This window comes from Arthrobacter sp. NPDC058192, assembly GCF_042883665.1.
In the GTDB taxonomy this organism is placed as follows: Bacteria; Actinomycetota; Actinomycetes; order Actinomycetales; family Micrococcaceae; genus Arthrobacter.
Genome location: NZ_JBHVVJ010000007.1, coordinates 1 through 13596, shown reverse-complemented (window position 1 = coordinate 13596; position 13596 = coordinate 1). Strand labels below are relative to the sequence as shown.

13 protein-coding genes are annotated in these 13596 nt (G+C 66.2%); 8 read left to right on the top strand and 5 right to left on the bottom strand.

What is annotated here, in order from left to right; genetic code table 11:
• Positions 1–10 precede the first annotated feature (10 nt).
• Positions 11–652, bottom strand: a complete 642-nt coding sequence (locus ACFVVK_RS08740) for a MarR family winged helix-turn-helix transcriptional regulator (protein WP_390266017.1) — start codon at positions 650–652, stop codon at positions 11–13.
• Positions 653–747: 95 nt separating this feature from the next.
• Positions 748–1569, bottom strand: a complete 822-nt coding sequence (locus ACFVVK_RS08735) for a DUF2382 domain-containing protein (RefSeq protein ID WP_390266015.1) — start codon at positions 1567–1569, stop codon at positions 748–750.
• Positions 1570–1886: 317 nt separating this feature from the next.
• Between ACFVVK_RS08735 and ACFVVK_RS08730 the strand changes: the two genes are divergently transcribed.
• From ACFVVK_RS08730 to ACFVVK_RS08715, 4 genes are all read left to right on the top strand, one after another.
• Positions 1887–2720, top strand: coding sequence for a hypothetical protein (locus ACFVVK_RS08730; RefSeq protein ID WP_390266013.1), 834 nt, complete (start codon positions 1887–1889; stop codon positions 2718–2720).
• Positions 2717–3148, top strand: a complete 432-nt coding sequence (locus ACFVVK_RS08725; protein WP_390266011.1) for a phage holin family protein — start codon at positions 2717–2719, stop codon at positions 3146–3148. Before ACFVVK_RS08730 ends, ACFVVK_RS08725 begins: the two co-directional genes overlap by 4 nt.
• On the top strand, positions 3145–3774 hold the full coding sequence (locus ACFVVK_RS08720; protein ID WP_390266010.1) for a DUF3618 domain-containing protein: 630 nt from the start codon (positions 3145–3147) through the stop codon (positions 3772–3774). Before ACFVVK_RS08725 ends, ACFVVK_RS08720 begins: the two co-directional genes overlap by 4 nt.
• An 82-nt stretch (positions 3775–3856) precedes the next feature.
• Positions 3857–4999: a YihY/virulence factor BrkB family protein gene (locus ACFVVK_RS08715; protein WP_390266008.1), complete on the top strand. Its 1143-nt coding sequence runs from the start codon at positions 3857–3859 to the stop codon at positions 4997–4999.
• Between the two features lie 64 nt (positions 5000–5063).
• Here ACFVVK_RS08715 and ACFVVK_RS08710 read toward each other — a convergent pair whose 3' ends face one another.
• A complete protein-coding gene (locus ACFVVK_RS08710) occupies positions 5064–6302 on the bottom strand; it encodes an N-acetylglucosamine-6-phosphate deacetylase (RefSeq protein ID WP_390266006.1) in 1239 nt (412 codons plus the stop codon).
• 289 nt (positions 6303–6591) lie between these two features.
• Here ACFVVK_RS08710 and ACFVVK_RS08705 point away from each other — a divergent pair, with 289 nt between their 5' ends.
• Together ACFVVK_RS08705 and ACFVVK_RS08700 are read left to right on the top strand one after the other, a co-directional pair.
• Positions 6592–7845: an aminopeptidase P family protein gene (locus tag ACFVVK_RS08705; protein ID WP_390266005.1), complete on the top strand. Its 1254-nt coding sequence runs from the start codon at positions 6592–6594 to the stop codon at positions 7843–7845.
• A 92-nt stretch (positions 7846–7937) separates the two neighbouring features.
• Positions 7938–8750, top strand: a complete 813-nt coding sequence (locus tag ACFVVK_RS08700; protein ID WP_390266003.1) for an IclR family transcriptional regulator — start codon at positions 7938–7940, stop codon at positions 8748–8750.
• A 42-nt stretch (positions 8751–8792) separates the two neighbouring features.
• Here the strand turns inward: ACFVVK_RS08700 and ACFVVK_RS08695 are convergent, their stop codons facing one another.
• Positions 8793–10346: a PucR family transcriptional regulator gene (locus ACFVVK_RS08695; RefSeq protein WP_390266001.1), complete on the bottom strand. Its 1554-nt coding sequence runs from the start codon at positions 10344–10346 to the stop codon at positions 8793–8795.
• A 107-nt stretch (positions 10347–10453) separates the two neighbouring features.
• On the opposite strand from ACFVVK_RS08695, the gene ACFVVK_RS08690 reads away from it, so the two are divergent.
• Together ACFVVK_RS08690 and ACFVVK_RS08685 are read left to right on the top strand one after the other, a co-directional pair.
• The gene (locus tag ACFVVK_RS08690; protein ID WP_390266000.1) at positions 10454–12013 is read left to right on the top strand and encodes a purine-cytosine permease family protein; all 1560 of its coding nucleotides are present in this window, start codon (positions 10454–10456) and stop codon (positions 12011–12013) included.
• Positions 12014–12036: 23 nt separating this feature from the next.
• Entirely contained in the window at positions 12037–13011 is a 975-nt protein-coding gene (locus ACFVVK_RS08685) for a polysaccharide deacetylase (RefSeq protein ID WP_390265998.1), read from the top strand.
• Positions 13012–13173: 162 nt separating this feature from the next.
• On the opposite strand, the gene ACFVVK_RS08680 is transcribed toward ACFVVK_RS08685, so the two are convergent.
• A partial coding sequence (locus ACFVVK_RS08680; RefSeq protein ID WP_390265996.1) for a M28 family peptidase occupies positions 13174–13596 on the bottom strand: 423 nt, incomplete at its 5' end.

The window sequence follows — 13596 nt, the reverse complement described above, 5'->3', positions numbered from 1 at the left end:
TCCGCTTCGGTCAGTGACCGTCGGGGCGGTCCAATCTCCCGGGCTGCTGGCCCGGTGCCGGGCGGGTGGGCACGCGTTCGGCGTCCGGGTGGGGAGTCTTGACCTGGGTCAACCACCGCGTGTTGTGCACGTGCCCGGGCTGGGATGCCGGAGGCAGTCCCCGGTCCGGCGTGCCTTCCGGCACAGGACCCGCGGAATGTGCATGGGCCGGTTCGACCGGCTGCGGAGCCTGGAACGAGTCAATGAATTTCGTCAGTTGTTCCTGCAATGCATCCCAGCCGTCGTCGTCCCTGGCGGCCGGAAACGCGTCGACCTCCGCTTGCCGGGCCGCGTTCAGGGCGGTCTTGCCCGCGTGGGTCAGTTTCACTTGGAGTTGGCGCCGGTCGGCCGCATTCCGGGTTCTGGTGACAAGGCCCTGCGATTCCAGCCGGGCCAGGACCCGGCCGAGCGTCTGGCCCTGGACGTGGACTTTCGCCGCCAATTGTTCCTGGTTCATGGGATGGGAGGCCACGGCCTCGAGGGCGATGACGGCGGCTCGCGTCAGGCCCAGGGGCGCCAGCGCCTGTTCCTGACGGCGCTGGATTAGTCGGGCCGCCGTTGTAAGTAGTTTGTAGCTGTCCCGCAGATGCGGCCGTTCAGAATCGCGGCTCATCGGTGAGGCCCTTCCGGTCGAGGATGATGCTGGGCCAACGTGAACGACACAGTCAGGGCCAGGGATTCGCCTGGCCCTGACTGCATGCTCAGCTCCTACCGGCGTGTGTCGTCGTCGACGCCATCGGTTTCGATGCGTTCCTTGCGGACCTGCTCATCGACGGTGACTTCATCGGTCACGGTTTCCTTGTCGAGTCGGACCCGTTCAACGGGAACGGCCTCCTTCTCAACAACGGGACGCTCCTCGTGGAGGGTGATTTCGTGTTCCTCATCGCTGATGTCCGGACCGGACAGAGCTTCGGCCCGGTTGGCATCGGTGATCGGCTCACGCTCGATCCGCACTTCTTCACGCTGCACCGGAACGGTCTGGGTGACGTTCTCAGTGGTGACGTATTTGCGCAGCCGCACCCGCCCGGTTGCCTGCCGTTCGGTGCCGACATTGAGGCGTTCCTCGGACCGGGTCATGGCATCATCCGTGGTGGGCCCCGAGGTGTCGCGTCCCACGGTTTCGCGCTCCGAACGCCCGCCAGCTGTGAAGCCGGCGGCGCCGCCGTCATTTGCGTATTCTCCGGTTGTCGCGTCGGTGTAGGTCTGGTTCAGGCCACCGAGGTCGTAGTGGTCATACAAGCGGTCTTCCTCCGCGGGGTCCAAGTGACCGTCGGACTCCACCCGGGGGGCGTCCTTGATCTGGGCCTTGGTGTGGGGGACGACGATGTCGTCGCCTTCCAGGCGCGCGTTCTGGAGCGGAACGAACGACTCCGACGTGCCGAACAGGCCCGTCCTGACCGTGACCCAGGTTGGCTGGCCATCCGCGTCGTCCGCGTACACCTGTCCGATGGAGCCGATCTTGTCCCCGTCGGTGGAAAGTACGTTTCCGTCGCGCTTGAGCAGTTCGTCGATGTGTTCCTTGGTGAGCATGGTGTCTCCTTGGATCTCGGGTGTGGTCTAAAGGTGGCAACGCCGCGCTGCAGGACACTGCACCTACCCACCATAAGCATGCTTAGTAACTGCTTGGCAAGCGTGTCTAAAAACTTTCCGTCCGGCACCAGGGGCCTCGTGCGGCGTGTCCCGCTTGCCATGGCCTGCCCGGCCGGGGAAATAGAAAAGTCAGGCACACTGCGTCTTGCGCATCGGGTAGCAAGCGTGCTTACTATCTACTTAGTAACATTGCTTACTGTTTGATCCAGCACTGCTGGTTCTTGATCGCCAGCTAACCTTTCTGAAAGAGAGCAATGATGACAGAGAACCAATGGCCGCAGACGCCTGAGCCGTATTCCGAGCCCGACGTCTACGCCGGAACCGCTGCAACAACCCCGCTGTCTACCACGCAGGGCGCCTCTACCAAGAAGGACGCCGCGAAGGAAGAAGCTTCGAACGTCGCTGGCCAAGCCGCCGATGCAGCCCAGAACGTGGCGGGCACCGCGAAGGCCGAGGCCGCGAACGTGGCTTCGGAAGCGAAGACCAGTGCCAAGGACCTTCTGCACCAGGCGAAATCAGACCTGACGAGTCAGGCAGGGGCCCAGCAGCAAAAGGCTGCCGAAGGCCTCCGCACGGTCTCCTCACAACTGCACTCCATGGCCGATGCCCCGGACCAGCAGGGCGTCGCCTCGGACCTTATCCGTCAAGCCGCGCAGCGCTCCGAGTCCGTGGCCACCTGGCTGGACAACAGGGACCCGGGCTCTCTCCTGGACGAAGTGAAATCCTTTGCCCGCCAGCGCCCGGGAACGTTCCTGCTGCTGGCCGCCGGCGCCGGCGTGCTCGCCGGACGCCTGGGCAGGAGCCTCCAGGCCGGAGCTCCCGCCACTTCCACGACAGCTCGGACGGCCCTGCCGCCCCAGCCAATCCAGCCGCCGATCGCAGAGGGTGTTGTCGGCGCGGGCGTCGGGGAGCCCTTCTATGACGAGACAACCGCGGGAGCGCCCGTTTACGGCGGCACCGGTTACGGCGTGCCGGCACAGACGGGCACCGGGCCGGCCTCGGCACAGAACCTTCCGGGCGGAACCGCCGCCGAGCTTCCGTTGCGCGACGTGGATGACCCCCTCGCCGAAGGTGAAGGGCGTCACCTGTGAGCAGCCAGATACCGGAGACCCCTCCCACAGCCGCCCATGCCAAAGCGGACGCTAATTCGCTAGGAGACCTCCTCGGTGATGTCACCCGGGATCTCTCCACCTTGATGCGACAGGAAGTGGAACTCGCCAAAGCAGAGGCCAAGCAGTCCGCCACCAAGGCAGGCAAAGGCGCCGGCATGCTCGCCGGCGCCGGCGTCGCCGGCCACTTCGTGCTCCTTTTCCTGTCAATTGCCTTGTGGTACGCCCTCGGTTTGCTGATCGGCTTGGGCTGGTCCGCCGTCGTCGTTGCGATCATCTGGGGCATCATCGCCGCGATTTTGGCCTCAATCGGACGCAAGGAACTCAAAGCGATCAAGGGCATGCCCCAGACCGCTGAAACCATCCAGGAAATTCCACCGACCCTGAAACCCAATGGAGACCAACGATGAGTGAAAACCCGGACGCCATCCGCGCCGACATTGAAGCCACCCGTGCACGCCTCGGCACCAACGTGGACGCGGTCGCCGACAAAGTAACACCGTCCAACATCGTCCACCGGCAGACCGACAAGGTCAAAGACGCCGTCTTCGGAGTGAAGGAGAAAGTTATGGGGGCAGCCGATCACACCTCTGACAAGACCCACCGGGTAACGGACAAAGCAGGATCCGCAGTCGGCGACGCCGGCTCCGCCGTGAGTTCCACCCTGCACGACGCCGGCAATGCTGTCGCCGACGCTCCGCATAAGGCTGCTTTGAAAACTCAGGGCAACCCGCTGGCGGCAGGGCTCATCGCCTTCGGCGCCGGCCTGCTGGTCTCCTCCCTGATTCCGCCGAGCGAGAAGGAACGCGAAGCGGCAGACGCCCTCAAGAGCGCCGCCGAACCCGTCACTACCGAGCTCACAGAGGCCGCGAAGGATATGGCCCAAGGGCTGAAGGAACCGGCCCAGGAAGCCATGGAAAACGTTAAAGCCACAGCGGCCGATGCTGCTGACCGCGTCAAGGGAGAAGGCCAGGCGGCCGTCTCCGACGTCAAGGCCACCGCCGCCGACGCGAAGGACCACGTGCAGAACACGTAAGGCCTGCGCCTAAGTTGTGGCCGGGCCGCACCCCCAGCAGGGGGTGCGGCCCGGGCTTTATCACCCCTGAAAGGACGGCCAAATGGCTACGAACGAAGCTCCGGAAACAAGCACGGCGAAGGCGTCTACGGCGCCGGCGCCGGATGACTCAAGCAAGCCCGACAGCCCCACCGATGTCACCAAGCCGTCCTGGAAGTACATCGCCCGCAAGACACTGCGCGAGTTCACGAAGGACCAGTGCCCGGATTTGGCCGCGGGCCTGACCTATTACGCCGTCCTATCGCTTTTCCCGGCCCTGCTGGCTCTAGTGTCGCTCCTGGGGATTTTCGGGGATGCGGAAAAGACCACCACTGCGCTGTTGGACATCGCGAAGGGCATCGCGCCTGGCTCCACCATCGACACGATCAGCGGACCGATCAAGGAACTGACCGCCTCCCCGGCGGCCGGCTTCACCCTGGTCATCGGCCTGGTAACGGCCCTCTGGTCCGCCTCCGGTTACGTCAGTGCGTTCAGCCGTGCGATGAACCGGATCTACGAAATCGATGAAGGCCGCGGCTTCGTCAAGCTCCGCGGAACCATGCTTGCCGTCACGGTGCTCTGCGTGGTGATCGTCGCGCTGCTCGCCGCGATGCTGGTGCTCAGCGGCCCGGTGGCACAAGCGGTGGGCGGGGCCTTGGGCGTCGGCGGGGCGTTCGTGACCGTCTGGGACATCGTGAAGTGGCCGGTGATCGTGCTGCTGGTGATCGTGGTCATCGCGATCCTGTACTACGCCACTCCCAACGTCAAACAGCCGAAGATCCGCTGGATGAGCATCGGCTCCCTGATCGCCTTGGTCGCTTTCCTCATCGCCTCGCTAGGCTTCGGCTTCTACGTGGCCAACTTCGCCAACTACAACAAGACCTACGGCGCCATCGGCGGCGTGATCATCATGCTGCTCTGGCTCTGGATCCTGAACATGTCGCTGCTGTTCGGTGCGGAGTTCGACGCCGAGATGGAACGCGGCCGGCAGCTCCAGGCCGGCATCAAGGCCGAGGAAACCATCCAGCTGCCGCCCCGGGACACGAAGAAGAGCGACAAGCTCCAGGCGAAGGAGGACGAGGACATCCAGAAGGGCCGCGAGCTCCGTGAGCAGTACGAGCGCGAAGGGAACGGCCAGAACGGCAACGGGAACGGCGGGCGCGGAAACTCCGCCCAGGAAGGCTCCCACCGCGAAAACCGTAGCTGACTCAGGCCGCCTCCGCCGGCCAAAAGAGGCACCGCGGCCTGCGGCGCCGCAGGCGGGGACCCGGTCAGGCGGGGGCGTTGAGGTTTATGCCGCCGCGCAGGACGCGCAGTAGTTCGAAATGCGGGCCGACGGCGACGACGTCGGCCCGCATTTTCGTCTGGAGGGCGCCAATCTGGCCGTCCAGGCCCAGGACTCGTGCCGGGACCAGCGTCGCCGCCAGGACGGCTTCGGCGGGACTGACTCCCGCCGCAATTGTGGTGCGGACAACTTCCAGGAGGGTTGCCGTGCCACCCGCCAGGGCGCCGTTACTCCGCAGGGTGGCCACGCCGTCGTGCACCGTCACCTCCGAGGGACCGAGTTCGTAGTCGCCGTCGGCCAGGCCGGTGGCGGCCATCGAGTCGGACACCAGAGCGATGTTCGCTGCCCCCACCAGCTCAAACACCATCCGGACCGTCTCCGGATCGAGGTGGACCCCGTCGCCGATCAGCTCCACGGCAACCGTCCCCCTGGCCGCCAGCCGCAGGCCCGACGCCACCGGGCCGGGCCTCCGGTGGTGCATCGGAGCCATGCCGTTGAACAGGTGGGTGACGGTGGGCCGGGCGCGCGGACCGAAGCCCGCTGCTGCGCCGCCGATGAGCTCGGCGGCTTCCACCAGCGAGGAAGCCACCTGCCGGGCATCGGCATCGGTGTGGCCCAGCGACGGCGTGATGCCATGGTCCGTGAGGATCCGGAGCAGTTCCCCGGCGCCGGGCAGCTCGGGTGCATAGGTCATGGTCCTCAGGGTGCCGCCGGCCGCTGCCAGCATTTCCCGCAACAGTTCAGGGTCGGGGTCGCGGAGCCAGCGCGGGTTCTGCGCGCCGCACCGGGCGCGGGCCAGGAACGGGCCCTCCGAATGGACGCCCGCGATCAGCCCCTCGGCCGCCAGGACCCTGAGTACGCCGAGCGCGCGCACCAGCTCCCCGCGGGAGGCGGCAACGAGGCTGGCCAGCAGGGTGGTGGTCCCGTTGCGGTGCAGGAAGTCCACCGCCTCCCGGCAGGCCAGGTCACTTCCGTTCGGGAATCCGCCGCCCGCCGCGCCGTGGCAGTGGAGGTCCACCAGCCCGGGAAGGAGCGAAGCGCCGTCCGGCAGCGGGAGCTCCTGTGCGTCGGGGAGCTGGGCGGCGTCATAGTCGCTGCCGGGCCCCGCGTAGGCGATCCGGCCTCCGGCCACCGCCACCACACCGTCCGGCGTAACCGCGCCTGCACTCACGAGGGTGCCCCTTAGGACGTAAGCCGGCGCGGCTTCGGCTTCGCGGTGGTTCATGGTGCCTGGTTTCTCTGCGGCCCGGTGGGTCAGCGGCCGGGAACGGTCACTTGAAGAAGACTAACAGCCATCCCGCAGGCGCAGCATTAGACGCAACCACGTCTCGCTCATTGCAACCCGGCAGCTGTGCCGGTTGAGCGTGCGGCCGGGTGGCGGCGGTTGTCCACTGTCTTGCGCTTCGCGACCGCGCGCAGACTTGGGGGTCTTGACCGCACCGGGTTCCACATCCTAATCTGATGCAACAACGTTGCACTGACTGCAACGAAGGCAGCAGAAAGGTATGACCACGATGACCATCACCTCCGACAACGCTTCGTCCATCGCCGAACTGGAGCGCCTGAAAGTCCTGCACAACGGCCAGAAAGAAAAGCTGACCTTTTCACATGATGAGTTTGAACGCCGGCTCGGCGGACTGCGCCGGATCATGGAAGAGAAGGACCTGGACGCCGTCGTCCTGACCAGCTACCACTCCATCAAGTACTACTCCGACTTCCTCTTCACCTACTTCGGCCGCTCCTACGCCATGGTGGTCACCAAGGACGACACCGTCACGGTCACTGCCAACATCGACGCCGGCATGCCATGGCGGCGCAGCTTCGGCGACAACGTGGTCTACACGGACTGGCGCAGGGACAACTACATCTTCGCGATCCAGGAGGCGCTCCGGACCCGGGGCATTAACCCCCGCCGGCTCGGCGTCGAAGACGATTCGCTCCCGCTGGACAACCGGAACAAAATCCAGGCAGCCTTCGAAAGCGCCACCCTGGTGGACGTAGCCCAGGCGGCCATGCGCCAGCGGATGATCAAGTCGGCCGAAGAGATCGAGGTGATCAAGCACGGGGCCCGTATCGGCGACCTGGGCGGCGAGGCCATCCGCAACGCCATTACCGCCGGCATCACCGAATATGAGGTCGCCCTGATCGGTACGGAAGCCATGGTCCACGAGATCGCCCGGACCTTCCCCGATTCCGAGATCCGTGACACCTGGGTATGGTTCCAGTCCGGCATCAACACCGACGGCGCCCACAACTGGGCCACCACGCGGAAGATCCAGGAACACGACATCCTGTCCCTGAACTGCTTCCCGATGACCTCCGGCTACTACACCGCGCTGGAGCGCACCCTGTTTTACGGCGAACCCGACGCCCGCTCCCTGGCGCTGTGGAACATCAATGTCGAAGTCCACCGGCGCGGCCTCGAGCTCATCAAGCCGGGAGCCGTCTGCAAGGACATCGCCGCCGAGCTGAACGAGATCTACGTGGGACACGGACTCCTCGCGAACCGGACGTTCGGTTACGGGCACTCGTTCGGCGTCCTGAGCCACTACTACGGCCGGGAAGCCGGACTGGAACTCCGTGAGGACATCGACACGGTGCTCGAGCCGGGCATGGTGGTCTCCATGGAACCCATGATCACGGTCCTGGACGGCCAGCCCGGCGCCGGCGGCTACCGCGAGCACGACATCCTGGTGGTCGGCGACGACGGAGCCGAGAACATCACGAAGTTCCCCTTCGGTCCCGAGCACAACATTGTGGGCGCCTGACCGGTCCACGCCCCTGCAAAGACGGCAAAGAAGCGGCGCCACGTCCGACGTGGCGCCGCTTTCGGCACTCATACGGAATGATGGTAGGCACCATGACCCCAGCAGAATCTCCCCTGGCCAGCGGAAACGGCGACACCAAGGGCACGTCCGTCATAGTCAACGCCATTGCCGTGCTGCGAACGTTCACCGCCGACGAGCCGCTGCTCGGAGTCACCGAGATCGCCAACCGCGTGGGCCTGCACAAAAGCACCGTTTCGCGGATCCTGGCCACCTTCGAACAGGAACGCCTGGTGGAACGGGACCCGGAAACCCGCCGCTTCCGGCTGGGGCTGGGGCTCATCGCCGTCGCCGGACCGCTGCTGGCCGAACTGGAGGAACGGCGTGTGGCGTACCCGGTCCTGCGGGAACTCGCCGAACAGACCGGCGAAACAAGTGCCCTCATGGTCTGGAACGGTGCCGAATCGATGTGTGTGGAGCAGATCGCCAGCCACCACCAGATCAAGCACACCACGCCGCTGGGTGCACGCTACAGGGACGCCATGAGCGCCTCGGTGCAGGTCTTCCTGGCCGCCGAGCCGGCCGAGCGTGTCCGTACCCTGCTGCGCAGCGGGGAGATCGGCTATCCGGGGCTCGATGATGCCGGCCTGGACGGCTACCAGGCCAGGCTCAAGGATGTGGCTGAGCGGGGCTGGGCCGTCAACTACGGCGAATCCTCCGTCGATGAAGTGGGTGTGTCCGCCCCCGTCTACGGTCACCGCGGCGACGTCGCGGCGGCCGTCCTGATTCCGGCGCCGCGGTTCCGCGTCTCGCCGGAGCGGCTGCAGAGCCTGGGTGAAGCCTGCGCAGCCGCGGCCCACAAGGTCACCACCCGCCTGGGCGGCCGCGCGCCCCGGGCCGGCGGCTGACGCGGACGCCCCTGTCCGGTCTCACCCCCTGCCGGTGTCCGGTCAATCGAGCGGGGCCAGCCGCGTGGCCAGGTGCAGCGCCGCGAGCCGGCCGGTGCGCCGGGGGTCGCCGTCGCACAATTCGAAGATCCGCTGCAGCCGCTGATGCATCGATTGACGCTCCAGGTGCAGCTCCCTGGCTGCCTGGGCGGTATTGCAGCCGGAGTCCAGCCAGGTGGCCAGGGTGCCCACCAGCCGTGAACTGCGTTGCGCGTCATGATCAAGAAGCGCGCCCAGCTGCTGGCGCACAAAGTTCCGCCGCTGATCAGCGTCCAGGCTGCCAACAGCGAGGCGTTCGACGGCGAATGCCTCACAATCGATCACGGGACTGCGGGTGCCCTGGCTTCCCGCATGTGGTTGTCCCAGCGCGTGCGCCAGATCCAGGGTGAGCCTGGCTTCCGACAGGGACCAAGGGGCTTTCGAAATGTCGGCGGCCAGCGGGCCAACGGCGACCCGCGTATCTGACGGGGCGGGAAGGGCCCGTAATCCGGCCAGCAGAGCCTGGCGGCTTTCGGCCGGGGCATCGCCAGCGACGACTGCCACTGCCATGAACTCGGCGTTATCGACATAGGTGGCGCTGGGCTGACCCGGCCGGGCCAGGAGGTGCTCCACGGACCCCCGGAGGTGTTGGAGCATGCCGGACCGGATCACGATGGCCACAAGCGGGGCAGCCGGCGGGATCCCGGCCGCCGAAGCCAGCTGCTGGAGCCGCCAGGCCTGGCTGCCTGAATCAACTGCGCGAAGCAGGGCCGCCCCAGCAACTTCCTTCAGTCCGGGAGACATCCGCTGCAGCAGTGCCAAGGCCAGGATGTCCACAGAGCGGTTTCCGGCTGTGCGGGCCAGGTTCTGGTCCTCGTCCGCCGGGACCCGGAGCAGCAGCTGCGCCGCGAGGATGCCCCGGATCGGCACGTCGATGTGGATCAGGCGGCCCTGCTCCTGCGGTTCCGGGGAGGACGCGTCAGCGTCGTCCCCGTCGGCAGCGTGGGCCTGCCCGGCGCTGGCGCTGGCCAGGGTCGCACCCGATATCGACATCAGGGTCACCTCGGCATGGGTGATGCCGGCCAGGACCGCCAGTATCCGGTCCAGGCCGCCGCCGTGCGCCAGTTCGACGGCCATCGCGTGACTGGCCTCGTCGGCCCGCCGCAACTGTGATACCGAATCACTGACCAGCATGGAGTTGATGGCCTGCGTGACCCCGACGAACGGCACCACCGCGCGAAGCTCGATCAGTGGCAAGCCGGCTGCTTCGGCGGCGGACACCATGGAGGACGGCAGGGACGGAAGTGCATTCCCGGTTTCGATGGCTACGGCTGCAATGCCCCGCTCTGCAAGTTGGTGGATGTAGTTGACCTGCCGCTCCTCAGAGGCGAGGGCAAGGGCTGCCCCGCCCGTCAGCAGCAGTTCCCCGCCGGCCAGCAGGGGCGCGATGTCAATAATTTCACTGGAGTGGATCCACCGAAGCTGCGCGTGGGCGGCGGCCTTCGCCCCTGCCCGGATGACGGGATCGGCGGCAGCCAGAGACGGATGCTTCAAGGCATCTTCAAGACGTATGGACATTACACTCCGTCGCGTTGCTCTGCGTTTATTTAGACACATTGTATATAGTGGAATGTGGCGTCGGACACATAATCTTGAGGAATTCCACACACCCTCGGAGGCTCCATATGCGTCAGAAATCCCCTGCGGCCCCAGCCGGCACCGCGCCGGAGGCGAGCGTAGACCACGTAGACCACGAAGCGTGGCTCCAGCCCATCCCCGAATCACAGCGGACCCGAAAGGTCTCCGGCCAGTTCTGGATCTGGGCCGGCGCCAACCTCGCCCCGATCAACTGGGTGCTTGGAGCGCTGGGCATCCAACTCGGCCTGGGCTTCGCGGACACCGTCACGGTGCTGGTCCTCGGAAACCTCATCGGGATGCTGCTCTTCGGGTGCTTTGTCCTGCTGGGCCAAAAGACGGGAGCGACCGGCATGGTGCTGGCCCGCGCCGCCTTTGGCCGGCGCGGAAACTACCTGCCGGCATCCATCCAAGCCCTCCTGGTGATCGGCTGGTGTGCGGTCAACACCTGGATCATCCTGGACCTGGTCATGGCGCTGTTCGGAACTTTGGGCTGGGTTGATCCGCTGGCCCATAACTACGCCTGGAAGATCGGCGTCGCCACCGTCATCATGGCAACCCAGGTCGCCATCGCCTGGTTCGGCTACAAAGCGATCGCGGCGTTCGAAAAGTGGACCGTCCCGCCGACCATCCTCATCCTGACGGTGATGTCGGCCGTGGCGTGGTTCGGCATGAAGATCAACTGGACCTACGCCGGCCCCGCGGGCCACGTCCTGGAAGGCTCCGAACGCATCGCCGCGATGAGCGCAGTCATGACGGCCATCGGCATCGGCTGGGGCATCACCTGGTTCACCTACGCCGCGGACTACTCCCGCTTCGTCAGCACTTCGGTGCCCAAGCGCAGGGTCTACCTCGCGTCCGTGCTGGGCCAGTTCATCCCCGTCGTCTGGCTCGGCATCCTGGGGGCCAGCCTGGCCACCAACACGGGGGAAATCGACCCCGGCAAGCTCATCGTGCAGAACTTTGGCGCCCTTGCCCTTCCGGTGCTGCTCATGGTGCTGCATGGCCCGATCGCGACCAACATCCTGAACATCTACACCTTTTCCGTAGCCACGCAGGCGCTGGACATCTCCATCAGCCGGCGCAAATTAAACCTCTTCGTCGGAGTGTTCTCCCTCGCCGCCGTCATCTTCTTCATCTTCCAGGAGGATTTCGCCTCCGTGCTGGATGCCTGGCTGATCGGGCTGGTCGCCTGGGTGGCCGCCTGGGGCGGGGTCATGCTGGTCCACTACTTCTGGATCGAGAAGCGCTGGCCCGCCGACACGGTCAGGCTCTTCGACGCCGTCGGCACCAAGCGCCTTCCGGCCGTGAACCCGGCAGGCATCGCCTCCCTCCTCGTCGGCATTTTCGCCACCTGGCTGTTCATGTACGGACTGGTGCCGGTCATGCAGGGACCCATCGCCGTCGCCCTGGGCGGATGGGACTTGTCCTGGCTCGCGGGCGGACTGTGCAGCGCGGCGTCGTACGCCGTTCTGGGGCCGCGGTTCCACCGCAAGTTCCTTCCCGGCCACGCCGGTACCGGACAGGCATCAGAGTCATCCACTCCCGGTTCATCCACCCCCGAAGCGGCCGGCCTGCCGGTCCCGTCCACCGCCCCCTCCACCCTTTAGCTCTTTAGCCAGGAGATTTGCCCGTGAACTTCCCCGCCTTCCCTGACGCCGCCCACCCCATCACCTGGCCCGACGGCCACCGCGCCGCAGCATCCTTCACCTTCGACGTCGACGCCGAATCCTGCACCATCGCCCATGACCCAAAGAGCACCCGGCGGATGTCGCTCATGACGCACCAGTCCTACGGGCCCAAGGTCGCCGTTCCCCGCCTTCTGCAGATCCTGGAACGCCAGGACGTCCAGGCGACGTTCTTTGTCCCGGGTTTCACCGCCGACTGCTACCCGGATGTGGTCCGCCGGATCGCGGACGGCGGCCACGAGATTGCCCATCACGGATACCTGCACGAACCCATGCAGGGCATCGACGCCGCCACCGAGGCACGGTACCTGGACCGCGGCCTGGACGCGCTGGCCAAGGCCGCGGGCGTCCGGCCGACCGGCTACCGCGCCCCGTGGTGGGAGCTCAACTGGCATTCCGCAACGCTCCTCGCCGATCGCGGGTTCCTCTATGACTCGAGCCTGCTCGACGGCGATGCCCCCTACCGCTTCAGCGTTGCCGAAGGGGACCCCCGCGACCTTGTGGAGATCCCCGTCGACTGGGCTCTCGACGACTGGGAACAGTACGCCTTCTATCCCGGCGTCACCGGGAGCGGGGTGATCGAAAGCCCGGCCAAGGTCCTTGAAATGTGGACGCTGGAGGCCGAGGCGCACCATGCCGCCGGGAGCTGCTTCGTACTGACCAACCACCCCTTTATCTCCGGCCGGCCGTCCAAGGCCGTGGCCCTGGAACAGCTGATCGACCGGGTCAAGTCGATGGACGGTATGTGGGTCACCACCCTGGAGGAGATCGCGCAGCACACCCGCGACTCCGTCCGGGAGATCCACACCCATGCGCGTCTGGCCGTGCCCGAATTCCCGGACACCGGGGCACGGTTCACGCCCGCTGCAATCCGGCAGGCCAACGAGGCCGTGTCCGGCCGGGCCGGAGCTGAAATCTAAGACGCAGTCGGTCCCGCGGTTGGAAGTCCCGAACACGGGTGCAGCACATCGGCAGCGCTACAGGTCCCCGGCGCCGCCCCTCTTCAGGGGGTGGCGCGCCGGGGACCTTTCGGTTGCGCCGCTGGGGCTCCGGATGTGGCGGCCCGCAGTAACCGCGCTTCGCTAGCCCGTCTTCCCGGCGGCGTAGGCGATGGTGGCGTAGGCCATGGCGGCGGACATTTCCTTGAGCAGGTCGGCGTTGGCGTTGCTGATGGTGTCGCAGGCTCTGTGGTAGCAGGGATCGAGTTTCTTGCCGGCCACGCCGCCGTAGGCCTGCACCTGGGCTTCGGTCTTTGACTTCACCTCGCCGGTGAACAGCCCGCCGCCGGGAATGCCTGCCCTGAGGAACGGTTCGTAATCAGAGTCGCCCTCGACAAAGGGCGTTGTTTCCGCCGGCAGCGAGTTGCTTTCGAAGAACCGGAAGAAGACTCCCTCGATCCCCTGGGAGCCGTTCGGCCCGGCATCGCCGAAATCGGACCCGTCGCCGTCGTGGAATGACCTTACGCCGTTCGGCGAGGCCGCCATGTCCACGTTCAGGTAGGCCGC